The organism is Enterobacter sp. D2 (genome assembly GCF_034427575.1).
Classification (GTDB): Bacteria; Pseudomonadota; Gammaproteobacteria; order Enterobacterales; family Enterobacteriaceae; genus Enterobacter; species Enterobacter cloacae_M.
Genome location: NZ_JAXQPP010000001.1, coordinates 690,151 through 704,961, shown reverse-complemented (window position 1 = coordinate 704,961; position 14,811 = coordinate 690,151). Strand labels below are relative to the sequence as shown.

12 protein-coding genes are annotated in these 14,811 nt (G+C 55.3%); 9 read left to right on the top strand and 3 right to left on the bottom strand.

What is annotated here, in order from left to right:
- Nucleotides 1-53 precede the first annotated feature (53 nt).
- Nucleotides 54-1,163, top strand: a complete 1,110-nt coding sequence (locus SPG90_RS03255; RefSeq protein ID WP_045401653.1) for a YcbX family protein — start codon at nt 54-56, stop codon at nt 1,161-1,163.
- On the opposite strand, the gene zapC is transcribed toward SPG90_RS03255, so the two are convergent.
- Nucleotides 1,160-1,702: a cell division protein ZapC gene (gene zapC, locus SPG90_RS03250; protein ID WP_023311020.1), complete on the bottom strand. Its 543-nt coding sequence runs from the start codon at nt 1,700-1,702 to the stop codon at nt 1,160-1,162. The two genes, SPG90_RS03255 and zapC, sit on opposite strands and share 4 nt — an antisense overlap.
- A gap of 165 nt (nt 1,703-1,867) precedes the next feature.
- Nucleotides 1,868-2,878 carry a quinone-dependent dihydroorotate dehydrogenase gene (pyrD, locus tag SPG90_RS03245; protein WP_023311019.1) on the bottom strand — a complete coding sequence of 337 codons (1,011 nt, stop codon included), beginning with the start codon at nt 2,876-2,878 and terminating at the stop codon, nt 1,868-1,870.
- 248 nt (nt 2,879-3,126) lie between these two features.
- On the opposite strand from pyrD, the gene ssuE reads away from it, so the two are divergent.
- Genes ssuE through ssuB form a run of 5 tightly spaced genes read left to right on the top strand, consistent with a single transcriptional unit; the run spans nt 3,127 to nt 7,367 of the window.
- Complete coding sequence (ssuE, locus tag SPG90_RS03240; protein ID WP_047174502.1) at nt 3,127-3,702, top strand: NADPH-dependent FMN reductase; 576 nt, start codon at nt 3,127-3,129, stop codon at nt 3,700-3,702.
- Nucleotides 3,695-4,657: a sulfonate ABC transporter substrate-binding protein gene (locus SPG90_RS03235; RefSeq protein WP_047174501.1), complete on the top strand. Its 963-nt coding sequence runs from the start codon at nt 3,695-3,697 to the stop codon at nt 4,655-4,657. The genes ssuE and SPG90_RS03235 overlap by 8 nt, the downstream gene beginning before the upstream one ends.
- Nucleotides 4,654-5,799, top strand: coding sequence for an FMNH2-dependent alkanesulfonate monooxygenase (gene ssuD / locus SPG90_RS03230; RefSeq protein WP_039261601.1), 1,146 nt, complete (start codon nt 4,654-4,656; stop codon nt 5,797-5,799). The genes SPG90_RS03235 and ssuD overlap by 4 nt, the downstream gene beginning before the upstream one ends.
- Nucleotides 5,800-5,808: 9 nt before the next feature.
- Nucleotides 5,809-6,600, top strand: coding sequence for an aliphatic sulfonate ABC transporter permease SsuC (ssuC, locus tag SPG90_RS03225; protein WP_023311016.1), 792 nt, complete (start codon nt 5,809-5,811; stop codon nt 6,598-6,600).
- Nucleotides 6,597-7,367 carry an aliphatic sulfonates ABC transporter ATP-binding protein gene (ssuB, locus tag SPG90_RS03220; protein ID WP_126302790.1) on the top strand — a complete coding sequence of 257 codons (771 nt, stop codon included), beginning with the start codon at nt 6,597-6,599 and terminating at the stop codon, nt 7,365-7,367. The genes ssuC and ssuB overlap by 4 nt, the downstream gene beginning before the upstream one ends.
- Nucleotides 7,368-7,416: 49 nt before the next feature.
- Here the strand turns inward: ssuB and pepN are convergent, their stop codons facing one another.
- Nucleotides 7,417-10,029, bottom strand: a complete 2,613-nt coding sequence (gene pepN, locus SPG90_RS03215) for an aminopeptidase N (RefSeq protein ID WP_047174499.1) — start codon at nt 10,027-10,029, stop codon at nt 7,417-7,419.
- A gap of 254 nt (nt 10,030-10,283) precedes the next feature.
- Here pepN and pncB point away from each other — a divergent pair, with 254 nt between their 5' ends.
- From pncB to SPG90_RS03200, 3 genes are all read left to right on the top strand, one after another.
- Nucleotides 10,284-11,486 carry a nicotinate phosphoribosyltransferase gene (pncB, locus tag SPG90_RS03210; RefSeq protein WP_047174498.1) on the top strand — a complete coding sequence of 401 codons (1,203 nt, stop codon included), beginning with the start codon at nt 10,284-10,286 and terminating at the stop codon, nt 11,484-11,486.
- 166 nt (nt 11,487-11,652) lie between these two features.
- Nucleotides 11,653-13,053 (top strand): asparagine--tRNA ligase, encoded by a 1,401-nt coding sequence (gene asnS / locus SPG90_RS03205; protein ID WP_126302791.1) that lies wholly within the window; start codon nt 11,653-11,655, stop codon nt 13,051-13,053.
- Nucleotides 13,054-13,658: 605 nt separating this feature from the next.
- Nucleotides 13,659-14,765, top strand: coding sequence for a porin (locus SPG90_RS03200; RefSeq protein ID WP_023311011.1), 1,107 nt, complete (start codon nt 13,659-13,661; stop codon nt 14,763-14,765).
- Nucleotides 14,766-14,811: the final 46 nt, after the last annotated feature.

The window sequence follows — 14,811 nt, the reverse complement described above, 5'->3', positions numbered from 1 at the left end:
ATGGCGTGTATGTCATAAAGTTGAAGGCTTATTTTCATTTGTGGGAGTGTGCAGTGGCGACGTTATCCAGGCTTTTTATTCATCCGGTGAAATCCATGCGCGGCATCGGCATCTCTCACGCGCTGGCCGACATGAGCGGATTCGCCTTCGATCGCATTTTTATGGTCACCGAGCCTGACGGCACGTTCATTACCGCACGCCAGTTCCCGCAGATGGTTCGCTTTACCCCTTCCCCGCTTCATGACGGTTTACACCTTACCGCGCCGGACGGTTCCAGCGCGGTAATTCGCTTTGCTGATTTTGCGCCTGTCGATGCGCCAACGGAAGTGTGGGGCAATCATTTTACCGCGCGCATCGCCCCGGATGAGATTAACCGCTGGCTGAGCGGTTTCTTCTCTCGTGACGTGCAGCTGCGCTGGGTAGGTCCTGAACTGACGCGTCGCGTGAAGCGCCATGACGCCGTTCCCCTCTCCTTCGCCGATGGTTTCCCGTTCCTGCTGACTAACGAAGCCTCGCTGCGTGATTTACAAAGCCGCTGCAAGGCTAGCGTTCAGATGGAACAGTTCCGTCCGAACCTGGTGGTCACGGGCGCCGACGCCTGGGAAGAAGACACCTGGAAAGTGATCCGCATCGGTAGCGTCATCTTTGATGTCGTAAAACCCTGCAGTCGCTGCATTTTCACCACGGTGAGCCCTGAGAAAGGTCAGAAACACCCTTCCGGCGAACCGCTGAAGACGCTGCAGTCGTTCCGCACCGCGCAGGACAACGGCGATGTGGATTTCGGCCAGAACCTGATCCCGCGCTCCAGCGGCGCAATCCGCGTCGGTGATGAGGTAGAAATTCTTGCCCGAGGGCCTGCAAAAGCGTACGGCTCAGGTCAGGAAGAAGAAATGGTCGACGTTGTGACGAATGTCGCCTCTGCGGTAGATATTCACTGGCAGGGCAACGTCATCCGTGGCAACAACCAGCAGGTATTACTGGAGCAACTGGAGCAGGCAGGTATTCGCGTACCCTATTCCTGTCGCGCAGGCATTTGCGGATGCTGCCGCATCAGGCTGGTGGATGGAGAGGTCAGTGCGCTGAAAAAATCGGCAATTGGAAATGACGGCACAATTCTGTGCTGTAGCTGCATACCGAAAACGTCCGTACAGCTGGAAGCTTAAACCGCCTGTTCAAGGCTGAAGGAATCTACGCGCAGCTGCGGCTTCAGCCTGTCGTTCATCACTTTAATGGCATCGCCAAGCTGCATCGTCCGCCCGGCAATGGTTACGCCGGGCTGTGCCAGCAGGCAGAGCGCAGCATTTTCGCCTGGCTCAACCACCAGCAGGCTCACCTCTTCTGCGGTATCGCTCAGATTGACGCTGGCCGCGTCACCCGTTGCCGGGGTCCAGCTCATACCATGCGCAAGAAAATGCCAGCTTTTTGGCATTTGCGGTTTCAGGAAGCGGATAGCCACCAGCGCATTTAATACCAACTCGGCACGCTGCTCTTTAGAGAGCACCAGATCCCGGCATTTTTCTTCAAAGGAGAAATAAAGCGCCGCATCGTCAACGCAAAAGCCCGACGGGGAAAATGCATCCGGGGTTAACATTCGGCGGGCAAAACGAGAACGAAACAACATGCCATTGGCTAAATCGAGCATCATTCGGTCATGCTCGTCGCAAAAATACCAGCGCCAGTTATCGTCAGGTTTAATTCGCATGTGTCTCTCCCGTCCCCAAACGTCCTGTACTAAAAATGTCCTGTTTGCCGCCTCGTTTATAACACCATTAATAAAAGACTATAATGACTAAATAAGCAACAGTGACGGAATATAAAACAACCAGGGCTGGAAATAAAGCCCTGGTTGTCTGATTAAGAGAAAAGATTAGATATGAGTAACGATTTCTTTAATCAGCGGCGGTCCTTTAAAAATAAAGCCGGAATAGATTTGCACCAGTGACGCACCTGCTGCCATCTTCTCGCGCGCAGCAATCACTGAGTCAATGCCGCCGACGCCAATAATCGGCAGACGTCCTTTTAATTCCGCAGACAGGGCGCGAATAATTTCGGTGCTTTTTAATTGCACCGGACGTCCACTTAACCCACCCGCTTCGTCACAGTTTTTCATTCCCTGCACGAGGGAACGATCGAGAGTGGTATTGGTCGCAATAACACCATCAATATTATGGCGAACCAAACTGTCGGCAACCTGGATCAATTCTTCAGGAGAAAGATCCGGGGCGATCTTAACCGCGACCGGAACATATTTATGGTGGATCGTCTGGAGTTCATTTTGTTTATTTTTAATGGCACTCAGAAGATCGTCCAGCGCTTCGCCATATTGTAAGGAACGCAGACCCGGAGTATTGGGTGAAGAAATATTCACCGCGATATAACCGGCATAGGCGTAGACTTTTTCCATACAAATCAGATAGTCATCTTTACCCTGCTCAACCGGCGTGTCTTTATTTTTGCCAATATTGATGCCTAATATCCCGTCAAAATGGGCTTTTTTTACGTTCTCAACCAGGTGATCAACACCGAGGTTATTAAAGCCCATGCGGTTTATCAGCCCTTCGGCTTCAACCAGGCGGAACAGGCGCGGCTTGTCATTTCCCGGCTGCGGGCGCGGCGTGACGGTGCCGATTTCAATGGAGCCAAAGCCCATCGCGCCCAGGGCATCAATGCACTCGCCATTTTTGTCCAGACCGGCCGCCAGACCCAGCGGATTTTTAAAGGTCAGACCCATGCACTGCACAGGTTTTTCCGGCACATTCTGACGCACCAGAGCGGCCAGCGGCGTTCCGGTAATACGACGTAATTGCTGGAATGTAAATTCATGAGCGCGCTCAGGGTCGAGCTGGAAAAGGGCTTTACGAACGAAGGGGTAGTACATGAACTCTCCTGGATTCCCGGTGTGCAAACCGGGAGGGGATTATGGGCGATCCACGCGCGAAAGGGAATTGACCTGCGGCAAAAAATCAGCGCAAAACGCAATCGTTTACCTTCACGTCTATTTCTTATGCACTTTTTCGCATTTTAATTGCAGATAAATCATTTAGTGGAATAACCGCGCGGTGTCACACTCCTGAAAATTGTTATGAATGTTAGATAAAAGCAAACAATTGGTTATAAGGAGGAAGTATGCGCGTCATTACCCTGGCCGGAAGTCCACGATTCCCTTCGCGCTCCAGCGCCCTGCTGGAATATGCCCGCGAAAAACTCAATGCCCTGGATGTGGAAGTGTGCCACTGGAACCTGCATAACTTCGAACCTGAAGATCTGCTCTATGCCCGTTTCGACAGCCCTGCGCTTAAAACGCTGATCGAGCAGCTTAACGGCGCTGACGGCTTAATTGTGGCAACGCCTATTTATAAAGCCTCCTTTTCCGGGGCGCTGAAAACCCTGCTCGATCTGCTTCCGGAGCGCGCCCTGGACGGCAAAGTCGTGCTGCCGCTAGCAACGGGCGGTACGGTTGCCCATTTATTGGCCGTGGATTATGCCCTGAAGCCGGTGCTGAACGCGCTGAAAGCGCAGGAGATCCTCCACGGCGTTTTCGCAGATGACTCCCAGATTATTGATTATCAACATAAACCTCATTTTACGCCCAACCTGCAAACCCGCCTCGATAACGCTCTGGAAACCTTCTGGCACGCTCTGCACCGCAGGGATATCCAGGCCCCGGCGTTTGGTCAGCCTCAAGGAGTCGCACATGTTTAAAACGTTAACCCGCATCGGCCTGGCAGGTCTGATGGCGCTTACCTCGCTGGCCCATGCCGCAGAAACGGCTCCGGAAAGTTTGCGCATTGGCTATCAGAAAGGCAGCGTCAGCATGGTGCTGGCGAAAAGCCACCAGCTGCTGGAAAAACGCTTCCCGAACACCAAATTCTCCTGGGTGGAGTTCCCTGCTGGCCCGCAGATGCTGGAGGCCCTGAACGTCGGCAGTATCGATCTCGGCAGCACGGGCGATATTCCGCCGATATTTGCCCAGGCGGCGGGAGCGGACCTCGTCTATGTTGGCGTTGAGCCGCCCAAACCGAAGGCCGAAGTGATTCTGGTGCCTGAAAACAGCGACATTAAAAGCGTCGCCGACCTCAAAGGGCACAAAGTGGCTTTCCAGAAAGGTTCCAGCTCACACAACCTGCTGTTGCGTGCCCTGCAGGAAGCCGGGCTGAAGTTCACTGACATTCAGCCTGTTTACCTGACGCCTGCCGACGCCCGCGCCGCGTTCCAGCAGAAGGACGTTGATGCCTGGGCCATCTGGGATCCGTACTACTCCGCCGCATTGCTGCAGGGCGGCGTTCGCGTGCTGAAAGACGGTACCACGCTGAAGCAGACCGGCTCGTTCTATCTGGCCGCGCGTCCTTATGCGGAAAAGAACGGCGCATTTATTCAGGGCGTACTGGATACCTTTACCCAGGCCGATGCGCTGACCCAGACCCAGCGTCAGGAGAGCATTGCCCTGCTGGCGAAAACCATGGGCTTACCTGAGCCGGTGATCGCGAGCTATCTCAACCACCGTCCGCCGACCACCATTACGCCCGTGGACGCGCACGTCGCCGCGCTTCAGCAACAAACGGCTGACCTTTTCTATCAAAACCGCCTGGTGCCAAAACAGGTCACTATCCGCGAACGCATCTGGCAGCCCGCAGGCAAAGAAGGAGCTAAATCATGAGTCTGAATCTTTTCTGGTTTTTACCCACCCACGGTGATGGACACTATCTTGGTACAGAAGAGGGCTCGCGCCCGGTTGACCACGGCTACCTGCAGCAGATTGCGCAGGCGGCGGACCGAATCGGTTTCACCGGGGTGCTGATCCCGACCGGACGTTCATGTGAAGATGCCTGGCTGGTGGCCGCATCGATGATCCCGGTCACCCAGCGTCTGAAGTTCCTGGTTGCCTTACGCCCGAGCGTAGTCTCCCCTACCGTGGCGGCGCGTCAGGCGGCAACGCTGGACAGGCTATCCAACGGTCGCGCCCTGTTTAACCTGGTGACGGGCAGCGACCCGCAGGAGCTGGCGGGCGATGGGGTGTTCCTCGACCATACCGAGCGCTATGAAGCCTCCGCCGAGTTCACCCGCGTCTGGCGACGTCTGCTGGAAGGGGAAACCGTCACCTTTGAAGGCAAGCATATTCACGTTCGTGACGCGAAGCTCTACTTCCCACCGGTTCAGCAGCCGCGCCCGCCGCTCTATTTTGGCGGATCGTCGGATGTGGCCCAGGATCTGGCGGCAGAGCAGGTCGATCTCTATCTTACCTGGGGCGAACCGCCTGAGCTGGTGAAAGAAAAAATTGCCCAGGTACGCGCGAAGGCGGCCGCCCATGGCCGCAAGGTGCGCTTCGGTATTCGCCTGCACGTAATCGTGCGCGAAACCAATGAAGAAGCCTGGCAGGCCGCCGACCGTCTGATTTCCCATCTGGACGATGAGACCATCGCCAGGGCGCAGGCCGCGTTTGCCAAAACCGACTCCGTCGGACAGCACCGAATGGCGTCCCTGCACAACGGCAAGCGCGAGAATCTGGAGATCAGCCCGAACCTGTGGGCGGGCGTCGGCCTGGTGCGCGGCGGTGCGGGCACGGCGCTGGTCGGCGACGGTCCGACCGTAGCCGCCCGGATTAATGAATACGCAGACCTGGGTATCGACAGCTTTATTCTCTCCGGTTATCCGCATCTGGAAGAGGCGTACAAGGTGGGCGAGCTGTTATTCCCGCATCTGGATGTCGCCATCCCGGAGATTCCGCAGCCGCAGCGGCTTCAGCTTCAGGGCGAAGCCGTGGCGAACGAGTTTATTCCACGCAAAGCCGCACAGAGCTAAGGAGTGACCATGTCTGCCACCTCACAAAAATGGCTGCTGCGCGCCGCGCCGTGGTTTTTACCCGTCGGCATTGTGGCTCTCTGGCAGCTCGCGTCATCCACCGGCTGGCTGTCGAGCCGCATTCTGCCCTCTCCGGAGGGCGTCGTAGAAGCGTTCTGGTCGCTGAGCGTGAGCGGTGAGCTGTGGCAGCATCTGGCTATCAGCTCCTGGCGCGCCGTGATTGGGTTTTCCATCGGCGGCAGCATCGGTCTGGTTCTGGGCTTGATCAGCGGCCTTTCCCGCTGGGGCGAGCGGCTGCTGGATACCTCTATTCAGATGCTGCGCAACGTGCCGCATCTGGCGCTGATCCCGCTGGTTATCCTGTGGTTTGGGATTGATGAGAGCGCCAAGATCTTCCTCGTGGCGCTGGGCACATTGTTCCCGATTTACATCAACACCTGGCACGGCATCCGCAACATCGATCGCGGTCTGGTGGAGATGGCGCGCAGCTACGGCTTATCGGGTTTTTCTCTCTTTATTCACGTGATTCTGCCGGGCGCCCTGCCCTCCATTATGGTCGGGGTGCGTTTTGCGCTCGGCCTGATGTGGCTGACGCTGATTGTGGCAGAGACCATCTCGGCCAACTCAGGCATAGGCTACCTGGCAATGAACGCCCGCGAGTTCCTGCAAACGGACGTGGTGGTGGTTGCCATCATTCTGTATGCCCTGCTCGGCAAGCTCGCCGACGTCAGCGCCCAGTGGCTGGAGCGCAGCTGGCTGCGCTGGAACCCGGCCTATACCCTTCAGGAGGCGAAAGCATGAACACTGCACGACTGAATCAGGGAACGCCGTTACTGCTGAACGGCGTGACCAAACGCTACGGCGAAAACACCATTCTTAACGGGCTGGATCTGCACATTCCCGCCGGACAATTTGTGGCCGTTGTTGGTCGCAGCGGCGGCGGCAAGAGTACCCTGCTACGGCTTCTGGCCGGGCTGGAAGCCCCCAACGGCGGTGACATTCTGGCAGGAACGACGCCGCTTTCGAATATTCAGGACGATACCCGCATGATGTTTCAGGATGCACGCCTGCTGCCGTGGAAATCGGTTATCGATAATGTCGGACTCGGTCTTAAGGGCAACTGGCGGGATGAAGCCCGCCAGGCGCTGGCCGCCGTTGGGCTGGAAAATCGCGCCGATGAATGGCCTGCCGCACTCTCTGGTGGGCAGAAGCAGCGCGTGGCGCTGGCGCGCGCGTTAATTCATCGTCCGGGCCTGCTGTTGCTTGATGAACCGCTGGGCGCGCTCGACGCCCTGACGCGAATCGAAATGCAGGATTTGATTGGATCTCTCTGGCAGGCACACGGCTTTACGGTACTGCTGGTGACGCATGACGTGAGCGAAGCCGTCGCAATGGCCGACAGGGTGCTGTTAATAGAAGATGGTAAAATAGGTCTGGATCTGGCGGTAGATCTTCCGCGCCCTCGCCGCGTGGGCTCGGCAAGGCTGGCGGAGCTGGAAGCTGAGGTATTGGATCGGGTGATGAAGCGCGGGGGGACGGAGTTACAGCGAGCCAAGGCTAATGCCTGATGCCCTCACCCCGGCCCTCTCCCACAGGGAGAGGGAGGGTTAACTTTTACTACGCTAAGGCCTTAGCAATCTTCTCGTATAGATCGCCAGACAGGTTCTCCAGCCCTTTCAGCTGCTCAAGCGCGGCACGCATCTTCGCCTGACGCTTCGCGTCGTAGCGTTTCAAACGGATCAGCGGCTCTATAAGGCGAGACGCCACCTGCGGGTTACGGCTGTTCAGCTCGGTCAGCATTTCCACCATGAACTGATAACCGCTGCCGTCTTCGGCGTGGAACGCCGCCGGGTTACTGCTGGCAAATGCGCCAATCAGAGAACGCACGCGGTTTGGGTTGCTCAGGGTAAAGGAGCGATGCTTCAGCAGGCTGCGCACGTTGCTGAGCGCATCAGCCGCCGGACTGGTCGCCTGCAGGATGAACCACTTGTCCATCACCAGGCCATCCTGATGCCACTTGTCGTCGTACTCCTGCATTAGCGCATCGCGGCACGGCAGTTCGGCGGCAACGCTTGCGCCCAGCGCGGCCAGCGCGTCGGTCATGTTATCCGCTTCATGATACTGCTTGCTCACCAGGGTGTTCGCCAGCTCGGTTTCGCCAAACGCCAGATAGCGCAGGCAGGTATTGCGCAGAGAACGTTTACCAATGTCCGCGTGCTCAACGCGATAAGCGTCAAGCTTGTTGGCGTTATAAATGGCGAGGAACTCATCGGCCAGCTCAGCAGCCAGCGTACGGGTCAGCGCTTCACGCACCGCCACGATGGCAATCGGGTCGATGATGTCAAACAGCTCGGCGATTTCAGTCGCTGACGGCAGGGTCAGAATTTCAGCGGCCAGGGCCGGGTCAATCTTCTCATCCAGCAGGATCGCGCGGAACGCGTCAGCCACATGGACAGGCAGCGACAGCGGCTGGCCCTGCTGATGGCGGTTTACGTTGAGCTTGATGTAGGTCGCCAGCAGGCTTTGCGCCGCATCCCAGCGGGAGAAGTCGTTACGCGCGTGACGCATCAGGAACGTCAGCTGCTGATCGCTCCACTTGTATTCCAGCTTCACCGGCGCGGAGAATTCACACAGCAGCGCAGGCACCGGCTGGAAGTAGACGTTATCGAAGATAAAGGTCTGCTCGGCCTGAGTCACGTTCAGCACGTGGTGTACCGGGTGGCCTCCCTTCTGGAGCGGGATGACTTTGCCTTCGTTATCGTACAGCTCGATGCTGAACGGAATATGCAGCGGATATTTCTCTTCCTGCTCCGCCGTCGGCGGCGTGCGCTGGCTGATGGTTAGGGTGTACTGCTCGGTTTCCGGATTGTAATCGTCTTTGACGGTGACAACTGGCGTCCCGGCCTGGCTGTACCAGCGGCGGAAGTGAGAGAGATCGACATTAGAGGCATCCTCCATCGCCTGCACAAAATCGTCGCAGGTGGCCGCGCTGCCGTCATGACGCTCGAAGTACAGCTGCATCCCTTTCTGGAAGTTCTCCTCGCCCAGCAGGGTGTGGATCATGCGGATAATTTCAGCGCCCTTCTCGTACACCGTCAGAGTGTAGAAGTTGTTCATTTCGATAACTTTATCCGGGCGGATCGGATGCGCCATTGGGCTGGCATCTTCCGCAAACTGCAGGCCGCGCATGGTACGCACGTTGTTGATGCGGTTCACCGCGCGTGAACCCAGATCGGAGCTGAACTCCTGATCGCGGAAGACGGTCAGGCCCTCTTTCAGGCTCAGCTGGAACCAGTCGCGGCAGGTGACGCGGTTACCGGTCCAGTTGTGGAAATATTCGTGGCCGATAACGCGTTCGATATCAAGGTAGTCTTTGTCCGTTGCGGTATCGGTACGAGCCAGCACGTATTTGGAGTTAAAGACGTTAAGGCCCTTGTTCTCCATTGCGCCCATGTTGAAGAAATCGACGGCGACGATCATATAAATGTCGAGGTCATATTCGAGGCCGAAACGCTCCTCGTCCCACTTCATGGAGTTGATGAGAGAGGTCATCGCCCACGGCGCGCGGTCAAGGTTGCCGCGGTCAACAAACAGCTCCAGCGCCACCTCGCGGCCTGAGCGCGTTTTGAATGTATCGCGCAGCACGTCGAAGTCCCCCGCCACCAGCGCAAACAGGTAGCACGGTTTCGGGAAGGGATCCTGCCACTGCACCCAGTGACGGCCATTCTCCAGCTCGCCTTCGCCTACGCGATTACCGTTGGAGAGCAGGAAGGGATACAGGGTTTTATCGGCGATGATTTTGGTGGTGAAGCGCGCCAGGACGTCCGGACGATCGAGATACCAGGTTATATGGCGGAACCCTTCCGCTTCACACTGGGTACACAGCGCCACGCCCGACTGGTAAAGCCCTTCCAGCGCGGTGTTAGCGGCCGGGCTGATTTCATTCACGATGCGCAGCGTAAACTGTTCCGGCAGGTTGTCGATGACCAGCTGGTTGTTTTCTTCTTTATAGTCCGACCAGGCTTCATCATTAATATGCAGGGAGACCAGCGTCAGGTCTTCACCATCCAGACGCAGCGGCACAGCAGTTGAGCTATGGCGCGTCACCTGGCTCACCGCCGTGACAACGGTTTTTGTGGCATCCAGGTCAAAAGTCAGATCGATTTCGCTAATCAGGTAATCCGGCGCACGGTAGTCGTGGCGGTATTTGGCTTGTGGCTGTTGTGTCATAGAAAACCTTATGCATCGTTTGTCGAGTAACGTTTCAATATATTCCTGTTGCGCAAATCGCGCTATGCAGAATGTTCATCTTTTCAGGGTCAAAACCCTTTTTTGCTACATTTGTATAACACGGGGCACAAAATGCCCTCGACCATAAAACGCGCTTATGTTGTGATCGGGGTTCAATAAATCACTAAACAAGGTATACTCCGGAGTTGTTTATTGTACTAAACGCTCCTGTGAGAGGATGCTACTGCGCACCTATGACTCAATTCGCTTCTCCAGTTCTGCATACGTTGCTGGATACCGACGCGTATAAACTGCATATGCAGCAAGCCGTTTTCCACCACTACTATGACGTTCACGTCGCGGCGGAATTCCGCTGTCGCGGCGACGACTTGCTCGGTATCTACGCAGACGCCATTCGTGAACAGGTCGATGCTATGCAGCATCTGACGCTGCAGGACGAGGAATATCAGTGGCTTTCTGGCCTGCCTTTCTTCAAAGCCGATTACCTGAACTGGCTGCGCGATTTCCGCTATAAGCCGGAGCAGGTCACCGTGCTTAACGATAACGGCAAACTGGATATTCGCCTTGAAGGCCCGTGGCGGGAAGTGATCATGTGGGAAGTGCCGCTTCTGGCGGTGATCAGTGAACTGGCTCACCGCTACCGTTCGCCGGAAAAAGGCGTCGAGCAGGCGGTCGCCGCGCTGGAAAATAAACTCGCAGCCTTCTCCACGCTGACCGAAGGGCTGGACATGTCCCGCTTCCGCCTGATGGACTTTGGCACGCGTCGCCGTTTCTCGCGTGACGTTCAGGAGGCCATCGTTAAACGTCTGCAGCAGGAGCCGTGGTTCGTTGGCACCAGCAACTACGATCTGGCACGCCGCCTCAGCCTGACGCCAATGGGCACCCAGGCACACGAGTGGTTCCAGGCGCATCAGCAGATCAGCCCCGATCTGGCTAACAGCCAGCGCGCGGCACTGGCCGCATGGCTTGAGGAGTACCCGAATCAGCTCGGGATTGCCCTCACCGACTGTATTACGATGGATGCCTTCCTGCGCGACTTTGGTCCCGAGTTCGCTGAACGTTACCAGGGATTACGCCACGACTCCGGGGATCCGGTTGAATGGGGCGAGAAAGCCATTGCCCATTACGAAAAACTCGGCATTGATCCGATGAGCAAGGTGCTGGTCTTCTCGGATAATCTCGACCTGGCGAAAGCGGTCGACCTCTATCGCCATTTCAATACCCGTGTGAACCTGAGCTTCGGGATTGGTACCCGTCTGACCTGCGATATTCCTCAGGTAAAACCTCTGAATATCGTCATCAAACTGGTGGAATGTAACGGCAAGCCGGTGGCAAAACTCTCCGACAGCCCGGGTAAAACCATCTGCCATGACAAAGCGTTTGTCCGCGCATTGCGCAAAGCGTTCGATCTCCCCTTGATCAAAAAAGCCAGTTAAGCGCTTACGGGAGCCTTTATGGCTCCCTTCTCCTTATTTATTTCTCAATTCTTCTCTTTTGACTGCGAAATTTACTTGTCTGATAGCGGATGGCAGGTAACATAGATATCCCCCCATAAGGGTGGACAAGTGTTTATTTTTTCCGACTATTAACAGAGAGAATATTATGAGCGTTGTGCCTGTAGCCGACGTACTCCAGGGCCGTGTCGCCGTTGACCAGGAAGTCACCGTGCGCGGATGGGTGCGTACCCGCCGAGATTCTAAAGCTGGCATCTCCTTCCTTGCCGTCTATGACGGTTCCTGCTTTGATCCTGTACAGGCCGTCATTAATAATTCTCTGCCCAATTACAATGATGACGTTCTGCACCTGACGACGGGCTGTTCCGTTATTGTCACCGGCGTGGTCGTGGCATCCCCGGGTCAGGGTCAGAGCTTCGAAATTCAGGCTTCTGCCATTGAAGTCACCGGCTGGGTTGAAGATCCGGATACCTACCCGATGGCGGCAAAACGCCACAGCATCGAATATCTGCGTGAAGTCGCCCACCTGCGTCCGCGTACCAACCTGATTGGTGCGGTGGCGCGCGTGCGTCATACGCTGGCGCAGGCGCTGCATCGTTTCTTCGATGAGCAGGGTTACTTCTGGGTGTCTACCCCGCTGATCACCGCGTCCGATACGGAAGGTGCCGGTGAGATGTTCCGCGTCTCGACGCTGGACATGGAAAACCTGCCGCGTACGCCTGAAGGTAAAGTGGACTATGACAAAGACTTCTTTGGTAAAGAAGCCTTCCTGACGGTATCTGGTCAGCTCAACGGCGAAACGTACGCCTGTGCGCTGTCTAAGATCTACACCTTTGGCCCAACCTTCCGCGCCGAAAACTCCAACACCAGTCGTCACCTGGCGGAATTCTGGATGCTGGAGCCTGAAGTGGCCTTCGCCGACTTGGACGATGTTGCGGGTCTGGCGGAAGCGATGCTGAAGTATGTGTTCAAAGCGGTGCTGGAAGAGCGTCCTGACGACATGAAATTCTTCGCAGAACGCGTAGACAGCGATGCTGTGGCGCGTCTGGAGCGTTTCGTCTCTGCCGACTTTGCGCAGGTGGACTATACCGACGCGGTGGCGATCCTCGAGAAATGCGGTGAGACGTTCGAGAACCCGGTTTACTGGGGCGTTGACCTGGCGTCTGAACACGAACGCTATCTGGCCGAGAAGCATTTCAAAGCGCCGGTTGTCGTTAAAAACTACCCGAAAGATATTAAGGCCTTCTATATGCGCCTTAACGAAGACGGTAAAACCGTGGCAGCGATGGACGTTCTGGCGCCGGGCATTGGTGAAATCATCGGTGGCTCTCAGCGTGAAGAACGTCTTGACGTGCTGGACGCGCGTATGGAAGAGATGGGGCTCAACCCAGCTGACTACAGCTGGTACCGCGATCTGCGTCGTTACGGTACCGTACCGCACGCCGGTTTTGGTCTGGGCTTCGAGCGTCTGATTGCCTACGTTACTGGTGTTCAGAACGTACGTGACGTGATTCCTTTCCCACGTACTCCACGTAACGCCAGCTTCTAATCGATACAATACTAAAATGGCCAGCTTATGCTGGCCATTATTTTATTCTGTATTGTCAGTTTTCGTCAGCGTAAAGTCAGCATCTTTAAACCTTCACCCCGTCACAACCACTACCTGTTACGTTTTGTTTCCGCGAAATATCCAGCCACAAAAAATAAACCCCATTCTTATTGCGATTATTACATCCTCAAGTGATAGCACAAATTTCAACCACTTTTACAGCCGTCCGGAAGGCCTTTTGGAGTCATAAGAAAAAACGAGCCGTTTAGCGTCTGTTTATATGAATCGCCTTTATCTCAATTAATCATAAGGAATTCATATATATAGGATAGTGCTTGTTGTTTAATTCGCCAGGGCGTTCTGAAGTTTGAGGTGGTTCACAAAGTTCCCAAAAATACATATTTAGTTACACATAATTTCTTTTGCTTACTTAATCTTGAGAATTGTAGCACTTTCAGGCTAGCGAAACGCTTCGCCGAATGGAAAGATGCCTGTCAGATACATAAAGACACCAAACTCTCATCAATAGTTCCGGAAATATTTATTGACAGAATTTATTGACGGCAGTGGCGAGTGTCATAAAAAACCAATGAGGGTAATAAATAATGATGAAGCGCAATATTCTGGCAGTGGTAATCCCTGCCCTGCTGGTAGCCGGTGCAGCTAACGCTGCAGAAATCTATAACAAGAACGGCAACAAGCTGGACTTCTACGGTAAAGTTAACGCCGAGCACGATTTCGTGACTTCCGGTGATAACACCAACAATAACGACGCTACCTACGCGCAGATCGGTTTCAAAGGCGAAACTCAGATCAACGACCAGCTGACCGGTTACGGCCAGTGGGAATACCGTTTCCTGGCCAACCAGGCTGAAAATGGTGCTCAGACTAACAAAAACCGTCTGGCATTCGCTGGCCTGAAAGCGGGCGATGCTGGCAGCATCGACTACGGTCGTAACTACGGTATCGTTTACGACGTAGAATCATACACCGATATGGCGCCGTCCTTCTCTGGTATGACCTGGGGCGGTAACTATGTTGATAACTTTATGACCAGCCGCAGTACCGGTCTGCTGACCTACCGTAACAGCAACTTCTTCGGTCTGGTTGACGGTCTGAGCCTGGGCGTTCAGTACCAGGGCAAAAACGACCGTGCTGACGTTAAAACCTCTAACGGTGACGGCGTAGGCTACTCCCTGGGCTACGATTTCGGCGAAGGCTTCGGTGCAATCGCATCTTACAGCAACGCTAACCGTACTCTGAATCAAAAAGCTGATGGTGAAGGCGACAAAGCTGAAGCATGGGGTGTTGGTCTGAAATACGACGCTAACAACATCTACCTGGCAACCACCTATGCAGAAACCCGTAACACCACTCGTACCGGTTCTAACGGTGACGCTGGCTTCGCTAACAAAACGCAGAACTTCGAAGTGGTTGCACAGTACCAGTTCGACTTCGGCCTGCGCCCAGCAATCTCCTACGTGCAGACCAAAGGTAAAGACCTGGCTGCGGTCAACGGCTTCAGCGGTGGCGATGCAGACCTGGCTAAATTCATCCAGGTTGGTACCACTTACTACTTCAACAAGAACTTCAACGTGTGGGCTGACTACTATATCAACCTGCTGGACAAAGACTCCGACTACGCGAAAGCTGTTGGCGGTCTGAACGGCAACGACGATATGGCTGCTGTGGGCGTAACCTACCAGTTCTAATCAGAACACCACTTTGTTATATGCTTAATGAACAGGGCTTCGGCCC